Raw genomic sequence first — 23,413 nt, forward strand, 5'->3', positions numbered from 1 at the left:
AGCCGCCCGGGGGAGCGGGGCTCAGACGAGCGGGTAGACGTGCGCGCCGGCCGGGCCCGGGTAGCCGGGCAGCCAGAGGGCCAGCACCAGCCCGGACGGGTGGAACATCGGCTCGGGCAGCGCGTCCACCGGCAGCCGCTCCCAGCCGGCACAGGCGTGCGGCTCGGTGACGACGGCCGCGGCGTCGCTGGGCGGGGCGAGGACGGCCGCGGTCAGCCGGGGCCGGCCGAGCTCGTGGTCGAGCAGGACGGCCAGCACCCGCATCTCGGCCGCCGGCAGCACGATCCCGGTCTCCTCGGCGAGTTCACGGGCGGCGGCCTCCTCGAAGGACTCGCCGGTGCCGTCGACCTTGCCGCCGGGCAGGCTCCAGGTAGGCGGCTCGCCCGCCGTGGTGCGCCGCCCGATCAGCACCCGGCCGTCGGTGGTGGGCACGATGACCCCCGCACCGATGATCGGCCCGCCGCCGGGCCGACCGCCGCCGGGCGCGCCGGTCACCAGGCGGCCTTGGAGTAGTCCTTGAGGAAGCAGCCGTACAGGTCCTCGCCGAGCTCGCCGCGGACGATCGGGTCGTAGACCCGCGCCGCGCCGTCGACCAGGTCGAGCGGGGCGTGGAAGCCCTCCTCGTGCAGCCGCATCTTGTCGGGGTGCGGCCGCTCGTCGGTGATCCAGCCGGTGTCGACGCTGGTCATCAGGATGCCGTCGGTCTGGAACATCTCCTCCGCGCTGGTGCGGGTGAGCATGTTCAGCGCGGCCTTGGCCATGTTGGTGTGCGGGTGGCCGGCGCCCTTGTAGCCGCGGCTGAACACGCCCTCCATGGCGGAGACGTTGACGATGTACTTGCGCCGGGCGGGGGAGGCGGCCATCGCCGACCGCAGCCGACTGATCAGGATGAACGGCGCGGTGGAGTTGCAGAGCTGCACCTCCAGCAGCTCCATCGGGCCGACCTCCTCGACGGTCTGCACCCAGCTGTTGGTGGAGGCGAGGTCCGGGACGAGGCCGCCGGCGTCGATGGCGGTGCCGGCCTGGATCCGGGCCGGCGAGGCGGAGCCGGTGACCAGGGCGAGCGCGGTGACGTCCTCGGCGCTGATCCGCTCGATCTCGCCGGAGGCCTGACCGGGCAGCGCAGGGAGGTCCACGCTGCCGCTGCCGAAGCGCCCGATCACGGTCGACGGGGGAAGCTCGCCGGCCGGCAGCGGGGCCGTCTCGGCGGCCACCAGCTCGCGGTACGACTCCGGCGGGCGGCGGACGGTCTGCGCCGCGTTGTTGATCAGGATGTCCAGCGGCCCGTCCGCGATGACCTCGTCGGCCAGCGCCATGACCTGCGCCGGGTCGCGCAGGTCGATGCCGACGATCTTCAGCCGGTGGATCCACCGGTCGCTGTCCGGCATCGCCTTGAAGCGGCGGATCGCGTCGTTGGGGAAGCGCGTGGTGACGGTGGTGTGCGCGCCGTCCCGCAGCAGGCAGAGCGCGATGTACATGCCGATCTTGGCGCGGCCGCCGGTGAGCAGGGCGCGCCGCCCGGTGAGGTCGGCGCGGGCGCCGCGGCGGGCGTGGTTGAGGGCCGCGCAGTTGCGGCACAGCTGGTGGTAGAACGCGTCGACCTCGACGTACCGCTGCTTGCAGGTGTAGCAGGAGCGGGGGCGCTCGAGTATCCCGGCGATCTCGGTGGTGGTCTCGGTGGTGAGGCCGAAGGCGCCGGCCGTCTCGTCGTCGATCCGGCCGGGTGCGCCGGTCGCCGTCCGCGAGGTGACCAGCCGGTCGTTGGCGGTCTTGCGGGCGCGGGTCTCCTGGCGGCGGCGCTGCTTGAGCGTGCGGAAGATGCCGCCGACCGCCCTGCGGACGGTGATCGCGTCCGGGTGGTCCACGTGCAGGTCGTCGAGTTCGGCGAGCACGTCCAGGCACAGGGCCAGACGCTCGGGGTCGATGCCCCGACCGAAGTCGATGTCCTGCTCGTCGTCCTGCTGGATCTGGGTCTGGGTGTCCGGGCCCGCCGTCATGCCTGCTGCTGCTTCCCTCGGTGTGCCGCCTGTACCGGCGAATGCTACGGGAGCCTGCCGAGCCGGAGCGAAAAGTAATATCTGAAAGTGGCTTGTGATGGTTACCAGAGCTAGCTAGCGTAAGAGCCGGACGCGGTACACGGCCGTTACGGACGGGAGCGGGGCATGACGACCTGGCACGACTGGCAGCGCAGCTGGGACCGCCAGCAGGCGTGGTACCTGCCCGACCGAGAGGAGCGGTTCCGGGTGATGCTCGACCTGGTCGAGGCGGTGGCCGGGCCCGCGCCGCGCGTCCTCGACCTGGCCTGCGGCACCGGCTCGATCAGCGAGCGGCTGCTCGCCCGCCTGCCGGGGGCGACCTCGGTCGGCGTGGACGTCGACCCCGCGCTGCTGGCGATCGCCCGCGGCCACTTCGCCGGTGAGCCGCGACTCACCCTCGTCACCGCCGACCTGAACGACCCCGGCTGGACGGGGCGGCTGCCGCAGGGCGGCCCCTTCGACGCGGTCCTGACCTCGACCGCACTGCACTGGCTCGGCACCGACGTCCTGGTGCGCCTGTACGGCGACCTCGCCCGGCTGGTCCGGCCCGGCGGCCTGTTCGCCAACGCCGACCACATGCCGCAGTCGGACACCCCGCTGCTGAACGCCGCCGACGAGGCCCGGCAGCGTGCCCGGCGGGAACGCGAGCGGGCCGAGGGCGTCCTCGACTGGGCCGGCTGGTGGCGGGAGGCCGCCGCCGACCCGGCGCTCGCCGACGCCGTCGCCGCCCGCTTTGCGATCCACGGCGACCACGCCGACGGCGACAGCCACCCCGCCGAGTGGCACACCGCCCGGCTGACCGGGGCCGGCTTCCGCGAGGCCGGGGTGGCCTGGCGCTCGGTCAGTGACGCCCTGGTCGCAGCGGTGCGCTGACCGGCAGCGCGTCCAGCTCGATCCCGAAGTGCTCGCGGTGGGCGGCGAGCGCCTGCTCCTCGGTCAGCTGCTGCTCGCTGCGCGAGCCGTCCGTCCCGGTGCGGATCAGCCGGGTGCCGGCGAGGGTGATCCTGCCCCCGCCGGTCAGCCGTGAGCAGGTGGTCGACCGGGTGAAGTGCGACTCCGGCGAGGTCGCCTGCCACCAGCAGGTCGGGGCGAAGTCCGCCAGTGCGTACGGCCGCGGGTCCAGCCGGTACTGCGGCTCGCCGTCCATCAGCACGTCCAGCTCGGTGCCGTGCCCGGCGACGGTGAACAGGCCGGCCGGGTCGGGCTGCCCGCCGCGCTCGTCCAGCCGCAGCGGGTGGTGGCTGAACCGGCCGAAGCCGACGTCCACCAGCCAGGGCTCGTCCAGCTCGACCCGCAGCGCCATGTGGTCGAAGGGCGGCCCGGGCCGGCCGTCGCGGCCGAACACCCGTGCCGAGAGCAGCTCCACCCGGTGGCCGAGCGCGGTGAGCAGAGCCGCGAAGGCGCCGTTGAGCTCGTAGCAGAAGCCGCCGCGGCGGCGCTCCACGAGCTTCTCCCAGAGTGCCCGTTCGGTCAGTACGATCGGCTCGCCGCGGGCCACGCTCAGCGTCTCGAACGGCACGGCGTGCAGGTGCGCCAGCTGCAGGGCGCGCAGCGCCGCCGCGTCCGCGCGCTTCGGCCGCGGCAGGCCGATCCGGTCCAGGTAGGCGGCCACCTGTCGTGCGTCCACCGGTCCCCCTCTTCCTCCGTACTCGGACGGCCCGTCAACCGGGCCGATCGTCGTGGTCCTGACGTCCCGTCGGAAAACAACCGCGAAAAAATGTTTGGGATTCCTGTTATCCCCTCCCGTCCCACGGATCTCCCAGGTGTCGGCAAGCACCACACCCCACCGAGGGCCGACGAGGAGAGACACATGTCACACAGGAAAGCGTCGTCGCACCGGCGCCGCAATCGCCGTGGACTGATGTTCACCGCAACCGCCATCACCGCGGGACTCATCGCGGGAGCCGTCACCATCGGCTCCGCGCTGGAGGGCGACAAGCCGCTCCGCACCTCCGCCGACGCGGTGATCGCGCAGGAGGTGGAGCCCTCGCCGGCGTCCGGTCCGCTCCACAACGAGGCGCCCTCCCCGGTCACCTCCATACCCAAGGACGACCCGACCCGCGGCATGGTCTACGGCGGCCTGGTGCCCGCCGCCAGCGGCGACAAGTGCGTCGGCGTCTACAAGGTCAACGACCAGGGCCTGTGCACCCACGGCCCGGACGCCCCGCCGCGCGGCGTCGACGTGCACAAGAGCACCGCCCCGGTGGTCGCGACCACCGAGAAGCCCGCGGACCTCACCCCGACCGCGGCCGCCGCGCCGTCCGCCGCCGACCTGCTGAGCGACGCGCCGCCCGTGCTGGACCTGCAGTCCGGCAAGGCCCTCGGCGGCTCCGCCGCACCCGCCGGCACCCCCTCGGCCGGAGCGGGGGCCGCGGCCGAAGGCTCCAAGGTGGTCTGCGAGGGCGACGGTTCGACCGGTAACCGCGTGCAGGTGATGTACGTCCACGCGCCGGGCAACGACCGCTTCGCCCAGTACCTCGCCTCGTTCAAGAAGTGGGCGTCGGACACCGACACCATCTACAACGCGAGCGCCGAGGAGACCGGCGGCGTCCGGCACATCCGCTTCGTCACCGAGGCCGACTGCAGCGTCTCGGTGCTGAACGTCGAGCTGTCCGCGGCCTCCCTGCAGGAGTTCGGCGCCAGCAACAAGGCGCTCGCCGCCCAGGGCTTCAACCGCAAGGACCGCAAGTACATGGTCTTCGCGGACGCCAACGTGTACTGCGGCATCGGCACCTTCAACGGTGACGAGCGCCCCGGCCAGGACAACCTGTCCAACTTCGGCCCGTCCTACGGCCGCACCGACAACGGCTGCTGGGGCGGTTCCACCGCCGCCCACGAGCTCGGCCACAACCTCGGCGCCGTCAACAACAGCGCCCCGCACACCAGCAAGGGCGCGCACTGCGTCGACGAGTGGGACATCATGTGCTACTCCGACTCGCCGTACTACCCGAAGATGCAGACCCTCTGCCCGAACCGGGCCGAGGACGACCGCCTCGACTGCAACCACGACGACTACTTCAACACCGACCCGCAGCCGGGCAGCTACCTGACCACGCACTGGAACATCGCGAACAACCAGTTCCTGTTCGCGAACGGCGGCAGCAACCCGAACCCCAACCCGACGCCGACCCCGACCAAGTCGCCGACGCCGAGCCCGACCACGCCGACCCCGACCAAGTCGCCGACGCCGAGCCCGAGCCCGACCGACTCGACGCCCACCCCGAGCCCCAGCCCGACCTCGACCACCGGTCCCAAGGTGACGGTCGGCCAGATCACCACCAACTCGGCGGTGCTCAGCTGGACGGCGGTGGCCGACGCCTCCGGTTACGACCTCCAGGTCAACGGCCGTTCCATCGCGACCGTCACCTCCAGCGTCGTCCGCCTGGTCAACCTCAAGCCCGACACCGAGTACAAGGTCGCCGTCGCGGTCAAGGACAAGTCCGGCAAGACCGCCAAGCCCGGCCGCACCACCGCCTTCCGCACCACCAAGGCGGCCGGCCCGACGCCGACCAAGCCCGGCACCCGCTACCTGATGATCAACAGCCTCACCGGCCAGGCCGCCGACATGTGGGGCGGCTCCACCCGCGACGGCGCCGTGCTCATCGGCTACCAGCGGCACGGCTACTCCAACCAGCAGTGGCTGTTCGAGGACGCCGGCGACGGCTACCTGAAGATCCGCTCCGCGCGCTCCGACAAGTGCCTGCAGATCGGCGGCCAGGCCGTCGCCGGCCAGTACGTGATGCAGCAGCCCTGCTCGTCCGCCGACAGCCAGCAGTGGAAGATCGCCTCGGCCGGCAGCGGCTACGCGCTGACCGCCAAGGGCTCCTCGCTCGTCCTCGGCACCAGCAAGCGCTGGTACTACGGCGGCTGGCTGCTGGAACTGCAGCAGCCCAGCGGCCAGTCCTACCAGAACTGGACCATCCAGGCCGCCTCCTGACGAGGCGCCCCTGAGCCCGGTGGGGCGGGAGTCGGCCCTCCCGCCCCACCGGGCCGTCCCGTCCCCCGGGCGCTCCCGCCCGCCGGCCAGACCAGGAGCCACCCCCATGCGCCTGCGCACCCTCGCCACCGCCGCCGCCCTCACCGGCCTGACCGTGCTCGGCACGGCCCAGCCCGCCGGTGCCCACGGCGACACCATCGCCTTCACCGTCTCCAGCCTGGTCGACGGACATCTCACCGCCGTCGCCACCTGGGAGAACGACCACGACCCGGTCGACGAGAAGATCGCCGGAACGCTGAGCGCCACCGACCGGGACGGCCGCGCGGTCGGCCCCTGGCAGCTGGTCGCGGTCGCCGGCAAGCCCGGCACCTACACCACCGCCCGCCAACTGCCGCCCGGCCACTGGAAGGTGGTCGTCGAGTCGGGCTTCCCCGCGCTCGGCCGCGGCGAGGCGGAGATCGACGTCACCGCCGTCCCCGGCACCGCACCCAGCAGCGGACCGGTGGCCCCGGTCGGCACCGCCCCCGCACCGAGCGCCCCCGCACCGAGCGCCTCCGCCGGGCCGATCCGCAGCACCTCGGCCGCCGCCGAGGCCGACAGCGCCTGGACCTGGATGGCGGTGGTCGTCGCCGTGCTGGCCGTCACGGCGGCCGGCGGGGCCCTGCTGCTCCGCCGCCGCCGCGCCGGGCACTGAGCCGCGCACGGCCCGCCCCGGCCGGGGCGGCCGTCCGCTTCCGCAGGTCACCGGCGCCCGGCGGCCCGGCAGAGGCGACAAGTCGCCTCGTCGACCTGTCGACACCTGGCCACGGACGACGGGTTGTGCCGTCCCCGCCGGTGCAGGCCACCATGAAGACATGGACATCGACACGGTCGTCCGCACCCGCCGGGCCCTGCACGCCGTCGCCGAGACGGTCCTCGCCGGGCCGCAGTACCGGGCGAGCGGCACCATCCGGCTGCGGGCCTACCCGGGCGGCTTCGCCACCAGTGCCGAACCCTTCCTCCAGGTCATCGGGGACCAGCTGATGGCACCCGGACACCGCCTCACCCTCCGGCGGACCAGCTGCGCCGCCCTCGCCGCCGCCGTCGGCCTCGAACCCGGCCCGCCGCAGGGCCTCTACCACGACGGCTCCGGCACGGCCCCCGACGACCCGGTCGACGCCGACGCGCAGGCCGCCCAGTGGATCGCCCACTGCTTCGGTGCCGCCGACACCGCCCTGCGCCGCCTCGCCCCGGACGCGGAACCGGTGCTCTGGCCCGAGCACTTCGACATCGGCATCACCGTCGACGCGGTCAACTACGGGGTCTCCGCCGGGGACTCCTACCAGCCCGAGCCGTACGCCTACATCGGCCCGCACACCCCGCGCACCGGCGAGTTCTGGAACGCCCCCTTCGGGGCCGCCCGCACCGTCCGCGAACTCGGCGGCGCCGACGCCCTCACCCGCTACTTCGACGAGGGCCGCCGGCTCGCCGCCGGCTGAACCGCGCCGCCGTCCCCGCCCGCACGTGCCCGCTTGCGGTACCCGTCCAGGACGTCCTGCCGCAGCAGCGCCCCGAAGCCCGCCGCCTCCAGCCGCAGACCCAGCTGCGCCTCGGTGGCGTTCAGCGCGGCGGCCGCCGAGCCCAGGTGCCAGTCGTGTGCGGCCAGGGTGTCCAGCAGGAACCCCCGGCGGACCTGCGCCTCCGACAGCCGGAAGGTCTTCAGGTAGGCGATCCGGCCGTCCCCGTCGGTGATCGTCTCGCCGATGTGGTTCTCCGCGCCCGGCCGGAACTCCGGCAGGAACCGGCCGAGGGTGAACCGGCCCGCCCGGTACACCGTGCTGCTCCGGACGGGGGCCGTCAGCAGGCCCGCCGCCATCGTGCCGTCGTGGAACTCCGCCCAGGCCCGCTCCTGCCCGTCCACCGCCGCCCGCAGATCGGCCAGGGACCGGATCCCCGGGCCGGGGATGCCCGCCCGGAACTCCGGCACCGGCGCCGACAGCAGGCCGTAGTGGTGGACCAGCTCGCCGAACAGGTCGTGCACCAGCGTCGCGTGCAGCGCCCGGTAGTCCTCCGGGTGCGGCACCGCGAACGCCGCCGCCAGCGCGTCCGCGACGTACACCAGCACCCCGCACTGCCCGCGGTGGATCTCGAACACCCGCAGCGCGTCCGCCAGCCCGCGGACCTCCGCACCGCGGTACGCCTCCTCGGCGCGCGGCGACAGCCCGGCGCGCACGGCCCGCTGCGACCACTCCGCCCAGAGCACCGACGGCCCGCCGAAGTGCAGCGCGAGGTACCCCTCCAGTGCCAGGTGCAGCGGCAGGAACCGCAACCGGTTCGAGCCCTCCCGGCGGGCCAGGCGGTGGTGCGGGCGCACCGGCACGCGCTCCGGCACCCGCTCGCCGAGCGAGGTGCCGTAGGCGGCCGCGGAGCCGTCGTCCGTCCACTCCGCGACGAAGCCGTGCGGCACGTAGGACAGGTAGCGGGTGCGGCGGTCGACCTCGACCGGGGCGTACGCGTCCCCGTACACCCGCCGGTGCAGCCGCAGGTCGGTGACCGGCTCGGCGCGCAGCAGGGGCACCAGGCGCACCCCGCCCCACACCTGGGCCGGCCCGGTGGCCAGGCCCGTCAGGTCCAGCCCGCTCACGCGCCCGCCTCCCCGTCCTGCCCGCCGTCCTGTTCCCCTTCGGTGCCCGCCGCGCCGCCGGTTCGCGGCCCGGCGGCCAGGAAGGCGGCGATCCGCTCGGCCAGGTGCGCGTTCAGCTCGGGCAGGCCCGTCCGGCCCTCGGCGAACCGGGCGATGCCGACCAGCGGCACCAGGTCCTCGGCGTCCCGGATGCCGGCGGTCGGCACGCCCGGGGCGAGGCGGCGCACGTCGAAGCCGTCCGCGTCCCAGGCCGGGTTGAGGTGCACGATCCGGGTCGCCCCGGCCGGATCCAGCCGGGTGCGCCACACCCGCAGCACCTCGGCGGCGAGGCCCGGCGGTGCGTTGTCCCAGCCGTCCGAGACGATCACCAGCTGCTCCGGGGCGGTCTCCAGGGCGTCCAGGACGCGCCGGCCGAGCGGTGTCGCCCCGGAGGGCCGGGCCAGCAGCGCGTCACGGCGGCCGGAGGTCCAGAGCGGGACGTACTCCGCGGCCAGCACCGCCAGCAGGTGGTGGCAGGCCAGCGCCACCGCCAGCGGACGCCGCCGCTTCTGCCCCGAGCCGTAGGACGAGAAGCTGTCGTCCAGCACCGCGGCCACCCGGCCCCAGGTGCCCTGCCGGGCACCCGCCGTGCGCCGGGCCGCGGCCTCCAGGGCCGCCGTCAGCTCGGCCCGCCGGGCGCGCCGCTGCTCGACCGGCAGGGCGAGGACGTACCCGGCCAGCCGGGTCAGCGGCATCCGCGCGAGGTCCACCGCGACGGCGCCGGCCCCCGCCGCGCGCGCCGACTCCTGCAGCCGCAGCCGCTCCAGCCGGGTCATCCGGGGCGCGATCCGCTCCAGGAAGACCGCCCGCGGGATCCCGTGCTTCGCCGCGAAGCCCTCGGCCACGGTGTACGGCAGCTCGTACACCGCCGACTTCTGGTAGTGCGCCCGCCGCCAGGCGTCCAGCAGCGGCGAGTCGAAGGAGCGGCCCTGCCGGGACTTCTCCCCGCCGAACGCGAAGTCGCCCAACTCCGGTCCGGGCGGCGCCAGGTGGGTGTGGCGCAGTGCCGCGCGGAAGCCGCCGCGGTACTTCACCGCGTCCAGCGCCGGGTCGGGCCGCGCCGCGATCCAGTCCCGGACGACCGCGCGGGTGCGCCGGTTGTTGACCCCGGCCCGGCGCAGCTCGCCGAAGAGCCGGTACACCCGCTGCGGTGCCATCAGCGCGAGGCGCCGCGCGATCAGCCGCCCCTCGGTGTGGCGCTGCGCGTCGGCGGCCTCCCGCGAGGTCTCCAGCAGCCGACGGACGATCATCGCCGCGTTGTGGTCGTTGACGTCGAGGGCGAGCACCGCCGCGTACAGGTCGCGGTAGTTGCCGAGCATGTAGGCGTGCAGGAAGTCCAGCGAGAGCCGCTGTTCGGCCGCGTCGGTGTGGAACTCGCGCTGGCCGGTGGCCGTGACGGCCGCGTTCACGAACAGCAGCACGTCCTCGGCGGCGACCAGATCGCCCGGCGTCTCCATCGTTCAGCCCCCGTCGGTGTGGCGGGCCGGCCGGGGAATGGGGGCACGAACTGCGAATCATCGCTGTAGAGGCGCCTTCCGGAAGTCGCACCGGAGTCCCGCGGCCGACCGCCGCACGACGGTAGCAGACCGGTCGGCGCAGCCGCTGCTGACTATTCGTCAGCAAGTTCCGCCGCTTGTATTGACGGTGTACCGACATGGATCTACAAGAGAAGGGAGCTCCGGTGCCCCCTTCCGTCCGGAGCGGTGAACGTGCGTCTTCTCGAACCCCTCACCGAGGAAGAGGCCCACCCATGCGCTCATCCAGCCGCCCCGCCCTGCTCGCCGCCGCCCTGCTCGCGACCGCCGTCGCCGGCGTCCCCGCACTCCCCGCCGCGGCCGCCCCCGCCGCGCCCCGCCCGGCCGCCGCGGCCGTCCTCACCGCCGGGGACGCCACCGGCGACGCCCTCGCCGCCGGTGACCTGCTCGCCGCCCCGCTCGCCGCGACGACCCGGGCCACCTTCTACTCGACGGCGACCAGCACCACCGGGGTCACCTGCGGCACCTCGCAGTTCACCGCCACCGTGCTCACCAACCCCGCGGCACCCGGCACCGCCACCGAGTCCCTCACCGGCATGGCCTTCGGCTCGTGCACCAGCAACGTCACCGGCGTCACCGCCGTGAAGAGCCTGACCGTCGGGAACCTGCCCTACACCGTCGCGGTCGACGACTCCGCCGGGTACCCCGTCACCCTCACCGCCGGGACGGCCGGACCGATCCAGGCCACCGCGGTGCTGTCCACCTGGTTCGGCACCATCACCTGCGCCTACCAGCTCAGCGGCGCCTTCACCGGCAGCGCCGACAACACGGCCCACGGCCTCGCCTTCCGCAACGAGCACTTCGCCAAGAGCGGCGGATCGGGCCTCTGCCCCGCGGACGGCTACTTCTCCGCCACCTACGGCCCCGTCACCGACACCAGCCGGCCCGGCAGCCCCGCCGTCCACATCAACTGACCGCGGTCGGCGCACGGCGGACGGGGCGGGGCCGGCCGGCCCCGCCCCGTCCACACGGGCGCCTCACGCCGCCGGGGCCGCTCCGTCGGCCCTCCGCGCGGCGGCCCTCCGCACGGCGGTGCGCTCAGGCGTCGGAGCCGTTGCGGCCTCCCGCACGACCCGTCCAGGTCGGCTCGACCACCGCCCAGTCGGCCTGCCACTCCTCCTCGGCCCGGCGCTGCAGCCGGCTGCGCCGCACGCTGTAGCCGACCGCACAGGCGAGCGCCACGCCGGCCCAGCCGCCCAGCACGACGAAGCCGGTGGTCGCCACGATGTCCGAGGTCGACCGCGGACCCTCCGCGGCCCCGCCCGCATCGTTCACCCACACCCTGACCTGCGAACCCGGCCCGGCCGAACTCGGCACCGGGGCCTCCGCCGTCACCGTGTGCCCGGCCGGGTACGTCCAGGTCGCCATCGCCCGGTAGCCGCCCGCCGGCGCACCGGCGGCACTCAGGTCCGCCTGTTGGGGCTCGCTGCGGACCACCGCCGGCACCCGGTGCAGCCGGGCCGCGGCCCGCGCCGCGTCCGCCTGCGCCGACCAGTACATGAAGAGCGCCGCCGCCCCCGCACCGACCGCCGCCACGACCACGGCCAGCCACGCGGCCAGCAGGGCCCGGCTCCGCGACCGGTCCACCGGCCGCCGCAGCGGCCCGGCGTCCGCGCCGACCGCCAGCCGCAGATGCACCACCAGGCGCCGCCACCGGGAATCCCCGCAGCGGCCGGGGAAGTGGGTGCGCATAGTACGCCTCCTACCGCCGGCTACGGACTCCAGCGTCTCTCCAACCGGCCCCACCGGCACCCCGCCACGCGCACGACCCACCCACCGCCGCCCGCCCGGCCCACCCCCACCTGCGGTGATTCCCGATCCGAGCCGTCCGTCACCGAGGGTCGCCGCCCCCGCAGGGCCGCCCCGCGCGGGCACCGGCCGTGGACGGCCCCCGACCGTCGGTCCCCGCAGGCCACCGGCGGTGGGCGAGGCACCCGCCGGCCCGCGGCCCGTCCGGGGGCTGTGGACCAGGTCGAGCGGACCGTCACCGAGCGTCGCCGCACCGTGAGGTCCACCCGCACCCGCGCGACCTCCGCCCCCGGCACGGTCCCCTCCCGTCCCGTCCGGGCGCGGCTGCCCGGGGTGCGGGCGCGGTGCATGCTGGAGGCGGAAGCCGCACCGTGTCCGCCGCCCGGCCGTCCTGCCGGGGGCCGCGCCGACGGGAGGCCACAGCCGATGGCTGCCGAGACCGGGACGACCACGGGAACCACCACCGCCTGGGTCGTCGACCACCCCGCACCTGCCGCCGAACGCCCGCTGCGCCGGGTCGAACGGCCGCTGGAGCCGCTCGGCCCGCGGAGCCTGCTGCTGGAGGTCCGGGCCTGCGGCGTCTGCCGGACGGACCTGCACCTCGCCGAGGGGGACCTCGCACCGCACCTGCCCGGCTGCCCGCCCGGCCACGAGATCGTCGGCCGGGTGGTGCGGGCCGGGCCGCGGGCCGCGGACTTCGCCGAGGGGGACCGGGTCGGCGCCGCCTGGCTGGCCGGCACCTGCGGCACTTGCCGCCACTGCCTCGCCGGCCGGGAGAACCTCTGCCCGGACTCCCGCTACACCGGCTGGGACGTCCCCGGCGGCTACGCCGGTCACGTCGTGGTCGACGCCGACTACGTCTACCGGCTGCCGGAGGGCCCCGCCGACGAGGAACTCGCCCCGCTGCTCTGCGCCGGCATCATCGGCCACCGCGCCCTCGAACGCGCCGAACTGCCGCCCGGCGGCCGCCTCGGCCTGTACGGCTTCGGAGCCTCCGCCCACCTGACCGCGCAGCTCGCCCTCGCCCGGGGCGCCCGCGTCCACGTACTCACCCGCTCCGCCGAGGCCCGCAGGCTCGCCCAGGACCTCGGCGCCAGCTCGGCCCGCGGCGCCGACGACAGCCCGCCCGAACCGCTCGACTCGGCCATCCTCTTCGCGCCGGTCGGTGACCTCGTCCCGGTCGCCCTCGCCGCGTTGGACCGCGGCGGCACCCTCGCGGTGGCCGGGATCCACCTCACCGACATCCCGCGCCTCGACTACCGCCAGTACCTGTTCCAGGAGCGCACGCTGCGCAGCGTCACCGCCAACACCCGCGCCGACGGCCGCGCCTACCTCGCCGAGACCGCGGCCCACCCGCCGACCGTGCACGTCCGCCGCTACCCGATGAGCCGCGCCCCCGAGGCCCTCGCCGACCTCGCCGCCGACCGCGTCACCGGCGTCGCCGTGCTCCTGCCGGACTGACCCGACGCATCGGACCTCCCGAATCCCGGGCCTCCGCAGCGACAGTTCGTGAACGGGTCCTAGGGCCCTACCGTTGGGGACAGGGGGTGGGCAAGGATCGGGGCACGGCAGCAGGGAGGCTGGTCATGGGGCACCGCACGGTTGAGTCGGTGATGACCCGGGACGTCGTCCGGGTGGCACCGGAGACGGGGTTCCGGGAGATCGTGGCGCTCCTGGCGGAGTTCGACATCACGGCGGTGCCGGTGGTGGACGCCGAGGACCGGCCGGTCGGCATCGTCTCGGAGGCGGACCTGCTGCGCACGCTGGCCGCCCAGGAGGACGACCCCCCGACCGAGCCCGAGGACGGCGCCGAGAACGGCCGGGGCGGCCCCGACGCCGTTCGGGCCGCGGTGACCGCGGCGGAGCTGATGACCGGATCGGTGCTGTGCACCACGCCCGGCGCGAGCGTTGTGGCCGCCGCCCGGCTGATGACCGCCCACGGCGTGAAGCGGCTGCCCGTGGTCGACGCGGACGGCCGGCTGGCCGGCCTGGTGAGCCGGGGCGACCTGCTGCGGGTGTTCCTCCGCGAGGACCGGCTGATCCACCGCGAGATCGTCGAGGAGGTGCTGGGCAAGGTCGACGGGGTCAGCCCGGCCCTGGTCTTCGTGGAGGTGGTGCAGGGCCGCGTCGTGCTCAGCGGCACCATCGAGACCCCCGGGCTGGCGCCGCTGGTGGCCCGGCTCTGCCGCTCGGTGGACGGGGTCGTCTCGGTCACCGACCGCACGGGCACCGGCGCGGAGTTCGGGCCGGACTCCGTGCACGCGTTCGCGGCGTGGCCCGCCACCTGACGCGCTGCCGCCCGCACCCGCACCCGCACCCGCACCGGCCGCCGGCACCCGCACCCGCACCGGCCGCCGGCACCCGCACCCGCACCGGCCGCCGGCACCCGCACCCGCACCGGGGCTCAGCCGCGGACCACCGCCACCAGCGCGCAGGCGAACACCGCCGTCACCCACGTCCACAGCACCGACAGCCCCACGTGCGCGGCGGTGCGCAGCCGGTCACCGCGCCAGAGCTCCGGGGAGAACACCGCGAACTCGAAGAGCCAGCGGGTGCCCCAGAAGAGCGTCTGCGCGACGAGCAGCGCGGTGCCGAGCCGGCCGCCGGCGAGCAGGTCCGGCGCGAGCAGCAGCGGCAGCAGCCCGAGCAGGACACAGGTCATCGCGATGAAGAACAGGTGCACGTAGGAGACCTGACGGGTCAGCAGGGTCGTCCCGGCCAGGTCGGACGGCCAGCCGATGAGGCGCGGCAGGACGATGTGCAGCGCACCCATCGCGATCAGGGCCGCGCCCACCAGCCGCAGTTGGACCTCCAGGGTCAGCAGGTGCGTCACGGCCTGCCGCCCTTCCCGACCGCGGTACCGGTCGCGGGGTCGGCCGGGGCGTGGGCCGCGGCATGCGTCGGGGCGTCGGTCCGGACGTCGTTCGGGGCCTCGGCCGGCGCGAACGCGAAGGCGGTGACCAGACCGCCGATCCGCCGTTCCACGACCGGTCGCAGACCCGCGCCCGCCGCCGCCCGGAGCCACGTCCGCCGCGGGAAGAAGTGCTGGGCGCCGGGGCCGTAGACCGCGGTGTTGGCGGCGTCCCGCAGGTGCTCGACCAGGACGAGGCGGCCGCCGGGGCGCAGCACCCGGGCGAACTCCGCGAACAGCGCCCGACGGTCCTTTGGCCTGCGCAGTTCGTGGGCGGCGAAGACGACGAGGACGGTGTCCGCCGAACCCGTCGCCACGGGCAGCCGGTCCGGCCGTCCGGTGACGGTGCCCGGGACGGGCGGCACCCGGCGGCGGGCCCGCCGGATCGAACCCTCGGTCATCGTCGCCCGGTCGAACAGGTCCACCACCCGCTGCGGGTGCCCCGGCCAGCGCGCCGCCAGCGGCCGGCTGGCCTCGTCGAGGCCGGAGGAGACCACCAGGTGGTCGCCCGGTCCGGCCGGCAGCAGGTCCTCCAGCCAGTCGAAGGTGCGCAGTTCCGAACGGTCGTAGACCCACCAGGTGGCGGCGGTACTGCTCGCCAGCAGACCCGCAGCCGCCGCCGCACCCGCCCGGGCGAGCCGGGCGGCCGGCCCGGGCAGGCGGTACGAGACCGCGAGGCCGGCCCCCACGGCGAGGCATCCCGTCAGGTACATCGGCCAGTTGTAGGAGATGACCTCCCGCACGCCGGACAGCCCGGCCACTTCCCCCTGCCCCACCGGTTCCCGCCCCATCGCCGCACTCCTCGCCACTCCCGTGCTCCGCCCCGTCCCTGTGTCCTGCGCCGCTGCTGCGTCCCGCGCCGTTCCCGTGCCGCGCCCGGACGCCGCGGGCCGTTCCGCCGCTGCGCCCGGCCTCACCGTCCGGCCCCGTTCTCGGCGCGGCACCGGCCGGCCTCCCAGCCGTAGTCGAGGTCGGCGACGTGGAAGGCGTTGGCGAGCACGGGTGCCGTCCCCGCGAAGGGGCCGTGGTCGAAGAAGGTCGGCGGGGTCGGCAGGTCGACGGCGACCGGGGTCGGCTCCCAGTGGGTCCGGGTGGCCTTGACCACGATCATCGACCCGGTCTCCGGCTCGTGCTCGAAGGTGTACGGCAGCGGGCCGGCGAACCGGCGGGCGTCCTTCGCGGAGGCGAACGGGCTGCCGGCCGGCAGGCCCGCGGGAGCCCCGCCGAGGTCGGCCCGCACGTGCAGGTCGGCCCGGCCGTCCCGGCTGACGATCCGGAACTCCAGGGTGTCGCCGACGACCCGGCTGCCGATCCGGGCCAGCCGGTAGTGGTAGCGCGAGAGCAGGTTGCCGCCGAGGACCATCACCCGGCTGTCGGTGTCGCTGCGGAGGATCTTCAGGCCGCGCATGGTCCGCCCGTGCGGGGTGGGGAAGCGGGTGAAGATCCGGTACCCGGTGAGGATCCGGTCGGTGCCGGATCCGGCCGGAAGGAAGGCGGGCCGCAGGTCCCGCGCGTCCACCAGGGCGGCGGCCACGAAGCCGTGCTCGGTGCCGCCGGGGTCGGTGTAGGTGTCGAGGGCGAGCCCGGGCGGCAGCAGCGGCTCCAGGACCCGCGGCGGCAGGGCGTAGGTGAGGACGAGCGAGTGCGCGAAGCGGGTCCGCATCGGGACGGGATGGCGCTGCAGCAGGTGTTTCATCGTGCGTCGGCTCCGTCCGTCCCGGTGCGGACGGCCCGCACCACGCCCCAGATCGCCGAGCGGTCCGCGGCGGCGAGCCCCGGCCCGGCGGGGCCCGGCTCGCGGAGGCTGCGGACGACCGCGACGCCGCCCGGCCGCACCGCGTGCTCGACGGCGGCGCGCAGCCGCCGGGCGAACTCCGGCCCCGGCCCGTCCACCACGTTGGAGAGGGTCACCGCGTCGTAGCTGCCGGCGGCGGAGCGCTCCAGGTGTTCGACGACCTCGCCGAGCAGCAGCCGCACCTGCGCGCCGCCGGCCGTGAGGTCGGTGGCGCCGGGGCGTTCGCGGCCGAGCAGCAGCCGCCAGGCCCAGTCGTTGGCCGCGTTGGGGTGCCGGGCGACCGTCCGGGCGATCCGCCGGAGCAGGACGCGGTCGAAGCCGCGCGGCAGGGCGCAGCGGAAGCCCGGTCGCAGTGCGGCGGCGAGTGCGCCCGCGGGGCGCAGGGCGCCGGCGGCGAGCAGCCGCAGCCCCGGGCCGTCGAACTCGGCCGCCCAGCGGCGGCGCTGCTCGGCGGGGTCGTCGAGGTGCAGGAAGCCGGTGACCGCGGCGGTCCGCCAGGCGGGCAGCAGGGCGGCGGCCGTGGCGCGGCCGAGTCCGGTCAGCCGTTCCGCGGTGCCGGTGAGCGCGGGTGCGCCGTCCTCCAGGCGGGCCCGGGCGTAGGCGAGCTGGACGGGGTTCAGGTCGAGCGCGGTGACCTCGTACCCGGCCGCGGCGAGGGCGGCGGCGGTGTCCCCGGCGGAGGCGATGCAGAGCACCCGGGCGCCGGGCGGCGGGAAGAGCGAGAGTTCGACGGCCGGGTCCTCGTACATCCGGCCGAAGAGCACCCGGGGGCGCCGGGCCGGTCCGGCGAGCAGGCGGCCGGCCCGCCACGGCGTGCCCGCGCTGCGGGACGGCCCGGGGCGTGCGGCGGGGGAGGGGTTCACCGGGCCACCGCCCACCGCGGTCCGGCCTCCGCGGGGCGCCGGGCGGCGACCAGCCAGATCAGTGCGAGGAAGGCGATGTCCTGGACGACGAGCCGGCCCGGCTCGGGGATGTGCTCCGCGCCCACCAGCAGTCCGCCGGTGTTGAAACCGGCCACCAGGACGGTCTGCACGACCGCGGCGGCGTACGGGCGGTGTCCGAGCAGTACCCAGGCGCCGAGCGCGACCTCGGCGAGGCCGATGGCGACGAGCAGCGGTGTGACCGCGCCGGCGGGCAGCAGCGGCAGCCCCTCGACGATGGCGCGCTGGTCCGCCCGGCCGGGGAAGACCTTGCACCAGAAGCCCTCGTACCACCACATCAGTGCGACCGCGGCGGCCGGGAGACGGGTTCTTCCGATGTCGGCCACGATCCCCCCTCTCCTCCCCCCGCCGTCCGTGCGCAGGGCACGGCGGCGCCGGTCCGGGCCGGTCCCGGACCTCGTTGCGAGGATCATGCCGCAGATTTTGAACGCGTTCAACTGCCCTGGCGGACGATCGGTTCGTAGCTTCCTCCAAGGTGCCGGCGCGGCCTGCCGGAACGCCTTGTGTGGATCTTCAAGGTTTGCGCGTGGACTGGCCTTCACCCCGGGGTATCGATGAACATTGACGGTTGGGTGCGGGGCGCCCGAGTGCGCCCGACGGCCCAGCCGCAACCGCACCCGTGGTGTACCTACCGCCAAGCCAGAGAGCCCTTTCATGCGTTTCCTGAACGACCTCAAGCCCGCGTACGACCTGACGTACGACGATGTCTTCATGGTCCCCAGCCGCTCCGCCGTGGGCTCCCGGCAGGGCGTCGACCTCTCCGCCCACGACGGCACCGGCACCACCATCCCGCTCGTCGTGGCGAACATGACCGCCGTCGCCGGTCGCCGGATGGCCGAGACCGTGGCCCGCCGCGGCGGCCTCGTCGCGATCCCGCAGGACATCCCGATCGAGGTCGTCTCCGAGGTGATCGGCTGGGTCAAGCGCCGCCACCTGGTGCACGACACCGCGATCACCCTCAGCCCCGGCGACACCGTCGCCGACGCGCTCTCGCTGCTGCCCAAGCGCGCCCACGGCGCCCTCGTCGTGGTCGAGGACGGCAAGCCGGTCGGCGTCGTCACCGAGGGCGACTGCCACGGCGTGGACCGCTTCACCAGCCTCGCCGAGGTGATGTCCCGCGACCTGCTGCTGCTGGACGAGGGCATCGAGCCGCGCGCCGCCTTCGACCGGCTCAACGAGGGCCACCGCAAGCTCGCCCCCGTGGTCGCCGCCGACGGCAGCCTGGTCGGCCTCCTGACCCGCCGCAACGCGCTGCGCGCCACCCTCTACACCCCGGCCGTGGACGCCGACGGCAAGCTGCGGATCGCCGCCACCGTCGGCATCAACGGCGACGTCGCCGGCCGCGCCAAGGCACTGCTGGAGGCCGGCGCGGACGTGCTGGTCGTCGACACCGCGCACGGCCACCAGGAGTCGATGGTCAGCGCCCTGCGGGCCGTCCGCGGCCTGGACCCGCAGGTGCCGATCGTGGCCGGCAACGTGGTCTCCGCCGCCGGGGTCCGGGACCTCGTCGAGGCGGGCGCCGACATCCTCAAGGTCGGCGTCGGCCCCGGCGCCATGTGCACCACCCGGATGATGACCGGGGTCGGCCGGCCGCAGTTCTCCGCCGTCCTCGAGTGCGCCGACGAGGCGCGCCGCCTCGGCAAGCACGTCTGGGCGGACGGCGGCGTCCGGCACCCGCGCGACGTCGCCATGGCGCTCGCCGCCGGCGCGTCCAACGTGATGATCGGCTCCTGGTTCGCCGGCACCTACGAGTCGCCCGGCGACCTGCAGACCACCGCCGACGGCCGCCAGTACAAGGAGAGCTTCGGCATGGCCTCGGCCCGTGCCGTGCGCAACCGGACGGCCGAGGAGTCCGCCTACGACCGCGCCCGCAAGGCGCTGTTCGAAGAGGGGATCTCCACCTCGCGGATGTTCCTCGACCCGGCCCGCCCGGGCGTCGAGGACCTCATCGACTCGATCGTCGCGGGCGTCCGCAGCTCCTGCACCTACGCCGGCGCCTCCACCCTGGAGGAGTTCCGCGAGAAGGCGATCGTCGGCATCCAGAGCGCGGCCGGCTACGCCGAGGGCAAGCCGCTGCACTCCAGCTGGGCCTGACCGCTGCTGCGCACGGGTGCACCTCCCCGGGGGGTGCACCCGTGGTGCGTCACTCGACGGGGGTGAGCAGCGCCCGGCTGACCATGCCGACCGAACGGGACAGCGCCGCGGCCACCGCGTCCTCCACCAGCGGGGAGTGCCGCAGCTCCCACAGCGCGAGCACGCTCGCCCAGGCCGCCTCCCGGGCCCGGTCGATGCTCCACACCCCGACCACGTGCAGCAGCCGGTCGGCCGCGTGCAGGTCGTCCGGGCAGGGCAGCAGTTCCTCCCGCACCTCGGCCTCCACCTGCGCCAGCACGTCGTTGATCCGGTGGTAGTCCGCGCGGACGTCCTCCGGCTCCTGGCCGAGCAGCCGGCAGGTGTCCAGGACGGACAGCGGGAGGTCGTTCTCGATGTGCGCGTTCATCCCGGCCAGCGCGAACTGCAGCGGGTGGAGGCCCGGCCGGCCGCGCAGTTCGAACAGCGGCCGCCAGCAGTGCGCCGGGCGCCGGCCGCTCGCCGCGGCCTCCACCGCCTCCAGGTAGCGGGCCGCGAACACCGCGTCCAGCTCGGACATGCCGGCCGGGTCGGCGAAGTAGCCGTCCGCGAGCCGCTCGGCCACCAGCCGGGTCACCCGCAGGTACACGTGGTTGAACACCCCGACGCCGTCACCGGCCGGGATGGTCGCCTGCAACCGCTCCATCCGGTCGATCACCTGGTCGACCGTCAGGGCCTCGCTGATCGTCATGGTGTCCGCAGCCTTCCGCATCGGGGCCGGGCAGATCATCCGGGCAGATCGTCTGATGGTAGGTCAGTGTGCGACGCATGCCCAGAAGCCGCGCTCGGCGAGTCCTGCGCGCCCGTGCCCGGTCCCGCACGCCCCACGGTGAGGCCCGCGCGCCCCGTGGCGGGACGTCCGGCCGGAAGCCCGGCGGGAACGGCGTCCGGCTGGTAGATGTCGGGGAGGACGGGGCGCACCCCGGACCGCCCGCAGACCCGGACCGTGACGAGGGGACGGACGAGACCATGACCCGCCTGACCGTGGCGATGCAGATCTCCATCGACGGCTGCGTCGACAGCAGCCTGCCGGAGGGCGACTGGCAGCTGTGGAACTGGGGCCCCGACTGGCCGTGGAGCGCCGACCTCCGCGCCTCCTTCAACGGACTGCTCGCGGGCGCCTCGGGCATCCTGCTCAGCCGGCCGATGGCCGACGAGGGGTACCTGGCGCACTGGGCCCGGACGGCCGAGCAGCACCCCGCCGACCCCGACTGGGAGTTCAGCCGGGCCACCGGCGCCCTGCCCAAGTTCGTCGTGAGCCGCACCGGCCGGCCGCTGCAGGACTGGCCGCGGACCACCGTGCTCAACGGCCCGCTCGCCGACACCGTCGCCCGCGCGAAGAAGGAGGCCGGCGGCGACCTGGTCTGCTTCGGCGGCGCGGGACTCGTCTCGTCGCTGCTCCGCGAGGACCTGGCCGACGAGCTCCGGCTGTTCACCAACCCCGGCTTCGCCGGCACCGGCGCCCGCATCTTCGGCCCCTGGCTCGCCGGACGCCGCTACCGCGCCACCGACTCGACCGCCCACGCCTGCGGCATCGTCGAGACCCGCTGGGCCGGGTAGCGGCCCTCGGCCCCACTGGCTGGCGGGGTGGCCGTCGGAGCGGCGGTCTAGGGTGGCCCGCGCCGCCGTCCGCACCGCAAGGACCTCCCGTGATCGAAGCCCGCCTCGTCGCCGCCCTCCCGGCACCCCTGCGCACCGCCGGCGCGGGAGCTCCCGAAGTGGTCGGCCCGCCCGGCCGGCGCGTACTGCTGCAACGCGACGACGCAGAACTGGTCGCCGTCCGGCTGGACGAGGCGGCCGTCCCCGGCGAGCGCGTGAGCTTCCCCGCGCCCTGGCCGCGGCGGTACGGCACCGCCACCGTCGCCCCCGACCTCGGCCTCGCCGTGTTCGCGGGCACGCACGCCCTGCGCGCCGTCGACCGGACGGGTGCGGTGCGCTGGGAGATCCGCCACGGCTGCTGGGAGGACGGCTGCTTCGGACTGCACACGTCCTTCGAGGAGTACGGCGGCACGGACGACCACCGCCGGCCGAACAGCGGCTCCGCCGCCTTCTCCTCCGCCGGCTCACTGCTCTGGGCGCACGTCCGCACGGAGGCCGGCGAGGAGGACTGGGACGACCACGCCTGGGAGGAGTGGCTGCTCGTCGACCCCGCCGACGGCCGCGTCCTCGCCCGGACCGGCCTCCCGACCGCGGCCGAGGCCTCCTCGCACGTCCCGCACCCCGACCCGGCCCGGATGGGCCTCGGCATCGGCGAGGGCCAGGACGGCGTACCGCTGTACCGGGGCCGCTGGGACGGCACCGCCATGACGGCCGTCCCGGTCGGCGACGGCGAGTGCATCCCGCAGGCGGTCAGCCCCTCGGGGGAGCGGCTGCTGACCGTGAGCCACTACCAGGAGAGCCTGCGCATGCACCGTACGGCGGACGGCTCCGACACCGCGTGCCTGGACGCCGACGGAGCCGTGCCCCGGCACCCCGCCGCCCCGGACCGGGACGCCCCCCGCTGGGACCACCGGGGCGGCTTCCTCGACGAGGCGCACGTCCTCGCCGGCACCGCCGAGAGCGACGAACCGTACGGCCGGCCGCGGCACTGGCTGCTCTCCGCCGACCCGCTCGCCGTCCTCGACGAGATCGGATACCCCGTCCCGCCCTCCGGCGCCCCGACGCCGCTCGGCAACGGCACCTGGACGACCCTCGCCGACCCGCCGCACACCCTGAACGTCTGGCGCCTGCCGCCTGCGTGAGGCCGAAGGGAACGGGTGCACCGCACAGGGGTGCGGTGATGCGGGCCACCGTCCACCTCGGGACGCGACCCACGGCGTCCTGTCACCCACCCCCGAACTGCACACCGGCCCCGGCCCTACGGCCGCGGTCGTAGGGCCAAGGGCCCCGGGGCCACCGGGCCGGCGGCCGATCCGGCCGGGGCGGGTGCGGGACGAGAGTGAGGGCATGGACACCGCCGCTGCACCGGCAGCCACCGACACCCCGCAGACCCCGCCCGTCGCCGTCGTCACCGGAGCCTCCCGCGGGCTCGGTCTGGAACTCGCCCGCGCCCTCGCCCGGGGCGGCTGGCAGCTGGTGATCACCGCCCGGAACACCGCCGAACTCGCCGCCGCCGAGGCCGAACTCGCGGCCGTCACCAAGGTCGCCGCCCCCGCCGGCTCGGTCGTCGACGACGACCACCGCGAACGTCTGGCCGAGGCCGCGGCGGCCCTCGGCGGCGCCGCCCTGCTCGTCAACAACGCCTCCACCCTGACCGGTTACGACCTCGACGGCGCAGCGCTGCCCGCCCTGGCGGACTTCCCGTTGCCCGGCCTGCTGGAGACCTTCGAGGTCAACGTGCTCGGCCCGATCGCCCTCACCCAGCTGCTGCTGCCCCAGCTGCGCGCCCACCGCGGCGCCGTCCTCAACATCAGTTCCGACGCGGCCGTCGAGGCCTACCCCGGCTGGGGCGGGTACGGCGCGTCCAAGGCCGCGCTCGACCACGCCTCCGCCGTCCTCGCCACCGAGGAACCGGCCGTCGCCGTCTGGTCCGTGGACCCCGGCGACATGCGCACCCGGATGCACCAGGAGGCCTTCCCCGGCGAGGACATCTCCGACCGGCCGCTGCCCGCCACGGTCGTCCCCGCCCTGCTCGGCCTGGTCCGCGACCGCCCCGCCGCCGGGCGCTACCGCGCGGCCGACCTGCCCGCCGGCGCCCCGACCCCGGCCGGTGAGTGA

23 protein-coding genes are annotated in these 23,413 nt (G+C 75.3%); 11 read left to right on the forward strand and 12 right to left on the reverse strand.

Translation table 11 applies throughout. The annotated features are described in order from the left end of the window. Nucleotides 1-21: 21 nt before the first annotated feature. Nucleotides 22-495 carry an NUDIX domain-containing protein gene (locus IE98_RS0135475; protein WP_052391419.1) on the reverse strand — a complete coding sequence of 158 codons (474 nt, stop codon included), beginning with the start codon at nucleotides 493-495 and terminating at the stop codon, nucleotides 22-24. Continuing rightward, entirely contained in the window at nucleotides 492-1,997 is a 1,506-nt protein-coding gene (locus IE98_RS0135480) for an SDR family NAD(P)-dependent oxidoreductase (RefSeq protein ID WP_052391420.1), read from the reverse strand. Before IE98_RS0135480 ends, IE98_RS0135475 begins: the two co-directional genes overlap by 4 nt. 165 nt (nucleotides 1,998-2,162) lie before the next feature. On the opposite strand from IE98_RS0135480, the gene IE98_RS0135485 reads away from it, so the two are divergent. Continuing rightward, a complete protein-coding gene (locus IE98_RS0135485) occupies nucleotides 2,163-2,909 on the forward strand; it encodes a class I SAM-dependent methyltransferase (protein ID WP_030275972.1) in 747 nt (248 codons plus the stop codon). Here the strand turns inward: IE98_RS0135485 and IE98_RS0135490 are convergent. Then, nucleotides 2,878-3,663 (reverse strand): arylamine N-acetyltransferase family protein, encoded by a 786-nt coding sequence (locus IE98_RS0135490; RefSeq protein WP_030275974.1) that lies wholly within the window; start codon nucleotides 3,661-3,663, stop codon nucleotides 2,878-2,880. The two genes, IE98_RS0135485 and IE98_RS0135490, sit on opposite strands and share 32 nt — an antisense overlap. A gap of 234 nt (nucleotides 3,664-3,897) precedes the next feature. Between IE98_RS0135490 and IE98_RS0135495 the strand changes: the two genes are divergently transcribed. From IE98_RS0135495 to IE98_RS0135505, 3 genes are all read left to right on the forward strand, one after another. After that, entirely contained in the window at nucleotides 3,898-5,973 is a 2,076-nt protein-coding gene (locus tag IE98_RS0135495; RefSeq protein ID WP_234443802.1) for an RICIN domain-containing protein, read from the forward strand. Nucleotides 5,974-6,079: 106 nt separating this feature from the next. Further along, the gene (locus tag IE98_RS0135500; protein WP_030275977.1) at nucleotides 6,080-6,667 is read left to right on the forward strand and encodes a hypothetical protein; all 588 of its coding nucleotides are present in this window, start codon (nucleotides 6,080-6,082) and stop codon (nucleotides 6,665-6,667) included. A gap of 160 nt (nucleotides 6,668-6,827) precedes the next feature. Beyond that, nucleotides 6,828-7,451: a hypothetical protein gene (locus IE98_RS0135505; protein ID WP_030275979.1), complete on the forward strand. Its 624-nt coding sequence runs from the start codon at nucleotides 6,828-6,830 to the stop codon at nucleotides 7,449-7,451. Here IE98_RS0135505 and IE98_RS0135510 read toward each other — a convergent pair. Next, a complete protein-coding gene (locus tag IE98_RS0135510) occupies nucleotides 7,415-8,596 on the reverse strand; it encodes an ARPP-2 domain-containing protein (RefSeq protein WP_030275981.1) in 1,182 nt (393 codons plus the stop codon). The genes IE98_RS0135505 and IE98_RS0135510 overlap by 37 nt on opposite strands. Beyond that, complete coding sequence (locus IE98_RS0135515; protein ID WP_052391421.1) at nucleotides 8,593-10,092, reverse strand: hypothetical protein; 1,500 nt, start codon at nucleotides 10,090-10,092, stop codon at nucleotides 8,593-8,595. The genes IE98_RS0135510 and IE98_RS0135515 overlap by 4 nt, the downstream gene beginning before the upstream one ends. A 293-nt stretch (nucleotides 10,093-10,385) precedes the next feature. On the opposite strand from IE98_RS0135515, the gene IE98_RS0135520 reads away from it, so the two are divergent. Continuing rightward, nucleotides 10,386-11,084, forward strand: a complete 699-nt coding sequence (locus IE98_RS0135520) for a hypothetical protein (protein ID WP_030275984.1) — start codon at nucleotides 10,386-10,388, stop codon at nucleotides 11,082-11,084. A 124-nt stretch (nucleotides 11,085-11,208) separates the two neighbouring features. Here the strand turns inward: IE98_RS0135520 and IE98_RS0135525 are convergent, their stop codons facing one another. Continuing rightward, nucleotides 11,209-11,862: a hypothetical protein gene (locus IE98_RS0135525; RefSeq protein ID WP_030275991.1), complete on the reverse strand. Its 654-nt coding sequence runs from the start codon at nucleotides 11,860-11,862 to the stop codon at nucleotides 11,209-11,211. A 483-nt stretch (nucleotides 11,863-12,345) separates the two neighbouring features. Here IE98_RS0135525 and IE98_RS0135530 point away from each other — a divergent pair, with 483 nt between their 5' ends. Together IE98_RS0135530 and IE98_RS0135535 are read left to right on the forward strand one after the other, a co-directional pair. Continuing rightward, nucleotides 12,346-13,380 (forward strand): zinc-dependent alcohol dehydrogenase family protein, encoded by a 1,035-nt coding sequence (locus IE98_RS0135530; protein WP_030275992.1) that lies wholly within the window; start codon nucleotides 12,346-12,348, stop codon nucleotides 13,378-13,380. A gap of 125 nt (nucleotides 13,381-13,505) precedes the next feature. Further along, entirely contained in the window at nucleotides 13,506-14,207 is a 702-nt protein-coding gene (locus tag IE98_RS0135535) for a CBS domain-containing protein (protein WP_043175898.1), read from the forward strand. Nucleotides 14,208-14,323: 116 nt separating this feature from the next. On the opposite strand, the gene IE98_RS0135540 is transcribed toward IE98_RS0135535, so the two are convergent. From IE98_RS0135540 to IE98_RS0135560, 5 genes are all read right to left on the reverse strand, one after another. After that, nucleotides 14,324-14,752 (reverse strand): hypothetical protein, encoded by a 429-nt coding sequence (locus tag IE98_RS0135540; protein ID WP_030275996.1) that lies wholly within the window; start codon nucleotides 14,750-14,752, stop codon nucleotides 14,324-14,326. Then, nucleotides 14,749-15,621, reverse strand: a complete 873-nt coding sequence (locus IE98_RS0135545) for a class I SAM-dependent methyltransferase (RefSeq protein WP_063749062.1) — start codon at nucleotides 15,619-15,621, stop codon at nucleotides 14,749-14,751. Before IE98_RS0135545 ends, IE98_RS0135540 begins: the two co-directional genes overlap by 4 nt. Nucleotides 15,622-15,743: 122 nt before the next feature. Continuing rightward, complete coding sequence (locus IE98_RS0135550) at nucleotides 15,744-16,526, reverse strand: DUF2071 domain-containing protein (protein WP_199923017.1); 783 nt, start codon at nucleotides 16,524-16,526, stop codon at nucleotides 15,744-15,746. After that, nucleotides 16,523-17,488 carry a DUF3419 family protein gene (locus tag IE98_RS0135555; RefSeq protein WP_052391430.1) on the reverse strand — a complete coding sequence of 322 codons (966 nt, stop codon included), beginning with the start codon at nucleotides 17,486-17,488 and terminating at the stop codon, nucleotides 16,523-16,525. Before IE98_RS0135555 ends, IE98_RS0135550 begins: the two co-directional genes overlap by 4 nt. After that, nucleotides 17,485-17,892 (reverse strand): DoxX-like family protein, encoded by a 408-nt coding sequence (locus IE98_RS0135560; RefSeq protein ID WP_199923018.1) that lies wholly within the window; start codon nucleotides 17,890-17,892, stop codon nucleotides 17,485-17,487. The genes IE98_RS0135555 and IE98_RS0135560 overlap by 4 nt, the downstream gene beginning before the upstream one ends. Nucleotides 17,893-18,220: 328 nt before the next feature. Here IE98_RS0135560 and IE98_RS0135565 point away from each other — a divergent pair, with 328 nt between their 5' ends. Next, complete coding sequence (locus IE98_RS0135565) at nucleotides 18,221-19,660, forward strand: GuaB1 family IMP dehydrogenase-related protein (RefSeq protein WP_030276002.1); 1,440 nt, start codon at nucleotides 18,221-18,223, stop codon at nucleotides 19,658-19,660. A 49-nt stretch (nucleotides 19,661-19,709) separates the two neighbouring features. Here IE98_RS0135565 and IE98_RS0135570 read toward each other — a convergent pair whose 3' ends face one another. Next, a complete protein-coding gene (locus IE98_RS0135570) occupies nucleotides 19,710-20,387 on the reverse strand; it encodes a DUF5995 family protein (protein ID WP_030276003.1) in 678 nt (225 codons plus the stop codon). A 278-nt stretch (nucleotides 20,388-20,665) separates the two neighbouring features. On the opposite strand from IE98_RS0135570, the gene IE98_RS0135575 reads away from it, so the two are divergent. The 3 genes from IE98_RS0135575 (at nucleotide 20,666) to IE98_RS0135585 (ending at nucleotide 23,413) form a co-directional block, all read left to right on the forward strand. Next, complete coding sequence (locus tag IE98_RS0135575) at nucleotides 20,666-21,256, forward strand: dihydrofolate reductase family protein (RefSeq protein WP_030276004.1); 591 nt, start codon at nucleotides 20,666-20,668, stop codon at nucleotides 21,254-21,256. 89 nt (nucleotides 21,257-21,345) lie between these two features. Next, on the forward strand, nucleotides 21,346-22,437 hold the full coding sequence (locus tag IE98_RS0135580) for a hypothetical protein (protein ID WP_030276005.1): 1,092 nt from the start codon (nucleotides 21,346-21,348) through the stop codon (nucleotides 22,435-22,437). Between the two features lie 205 nt (nucleotides 22,438-22,642). Then, nucleotides 22,643-23,413: an SDR family NAD(P)-dependent oxidoreductase gene (locus IE98_RS0135585; protein WP_030276006.1), complete on the forward strand. Its 771-nt coding sequence runs from the start codon at nucleotides 22,643-22,645 to the stop codon at nucleotides 23,411-23,413.

The sequence above is a fragment of the Streptomyces sp. NRRL B-24484 genome, assembly GCF_000717715.1.
Classification (GTDB): domain Bacteria; phylum Actinomycetota; class Actinomycetes; order Streptomycetales; family Streptomycetaceae; genus Kitasatospora.

Excerpts from the sequence above, each read along its gene's own strand:
- IE98_RS0135480 (WP_052391420.1), bottom strand. The coding sequence starts at position 1,997 with ATGACGGCGGGCCCGGACACCCAGACCCAGATCCAGCAGGACGACGAG.
- IE98_RS0135565 (WP_030276002.1), top strand. The coding sequence starts at position 18,221 with ATGCGTTTCCTGAACGACCTCAAGCCCGCGTACGACCTGACGTACGAC.
- IE98_RS0135530 (WP_030275992.1), top strand. The coding sequence starts at position 12,346 with ATGGCTGCCGAGACCGGGACGACCACGGGAACCACCACCGCCTGGGTC.
- IE98_RS0135545 (WP_063749062.1), bottom strand. The coding sequence starts at position 15,621 with ATGGGGCGGGAACCGGTGGGGCAGGGGGAAGTGGCCGGGCTGTCCGGC.
- IE98_RS0135515 (WP_052391421.1), bottom strand. The coding sequence starts at position 10,092 with ATGGAGACGCCGGGCGATCTGGTCGCCGCCGAGGACGTGCTGCTGTTC.
- IE98_RS0135570 (WP_030276003.1), bottom strand. The coding sequence starts at position 20,387 with ATGACGATCAGCGAGGCCCTGACGGTCGACCAGGTGATCGACCGGATG.
- IE98_RS0135500 (WP_030275977.1), top strand. The coding sequence starts at position 6,080 with ATGCGCCTGCGCACCCTCGCCACCGCCGCCGCCCTCACCGGCCTGACC.
- IE98_RS0135520 (WP_030275984.1), top strand. The coding sequence starts at position 10,386 with ATGCGCTCATCCAGCCGCCCCGCCCTGCTCGCCGCCGCCCTGCTCGCG.
- IE98_RS0135535 (WP_043175898.1), top strand. The coding sequence starts at position 13,506 with ATGGGGCACCGCACGGTTGAGTCGGTGATGACCCGGGACGTCGTCCGG.
- IE98_RS0135525 (WP_030275991.1), bottom strand. The coding sequence starts at position 11,862 with ATGCGCACCCACTTCCCCGGCCGCTGCGGGGATTCCCGGTGGCGGCGC.
- IE98_RS0135485 (WP_030275972.1), top strand. The coding sequence starts at position 2,163 with ATGACGACCTGGCACGACTGGCAGCGCAGCTGGGACCGCCAGCAGGCG.
- IE98_RS0135575 (WP_030276004.1), top strand. The coding sequence starts at position 20,666 with ATGACCCGCCTGACCGTGGCGATGCAGATCTCCATCGACGGCTGCGTC.
- IE98_RS0135585 (WP_030276006.1), top strand. The coding sequence starts at position 22,643 with ATGGACACCGCCGCTGCACCGGCAGCCACCGACACCCCGCAGACCCCG.
- IE98_RS0135505 (WP_030275979.1), top strand. The coding sequence starts at position 6,828 with ATGGACATCGACACGGTCGTCCGCACCCGCCGGGCCCTGCACGCCGTC.
- IE98_RS0135495 (WP_234443802.1), top strand. The coding sequence starts at position 3,898 with ATGTTCACCGCAACCGCCATCACCGCGGGACTCATCGCGGGAGCCGTC.
- IE98_RS0135550 (WP_199923017.1), bottom strand. The coding sequence starts at position 16,526 with ATGAAACACCTGCTGCAGCGCCATCCCGTCCCGATGCGGACCCGCTTC.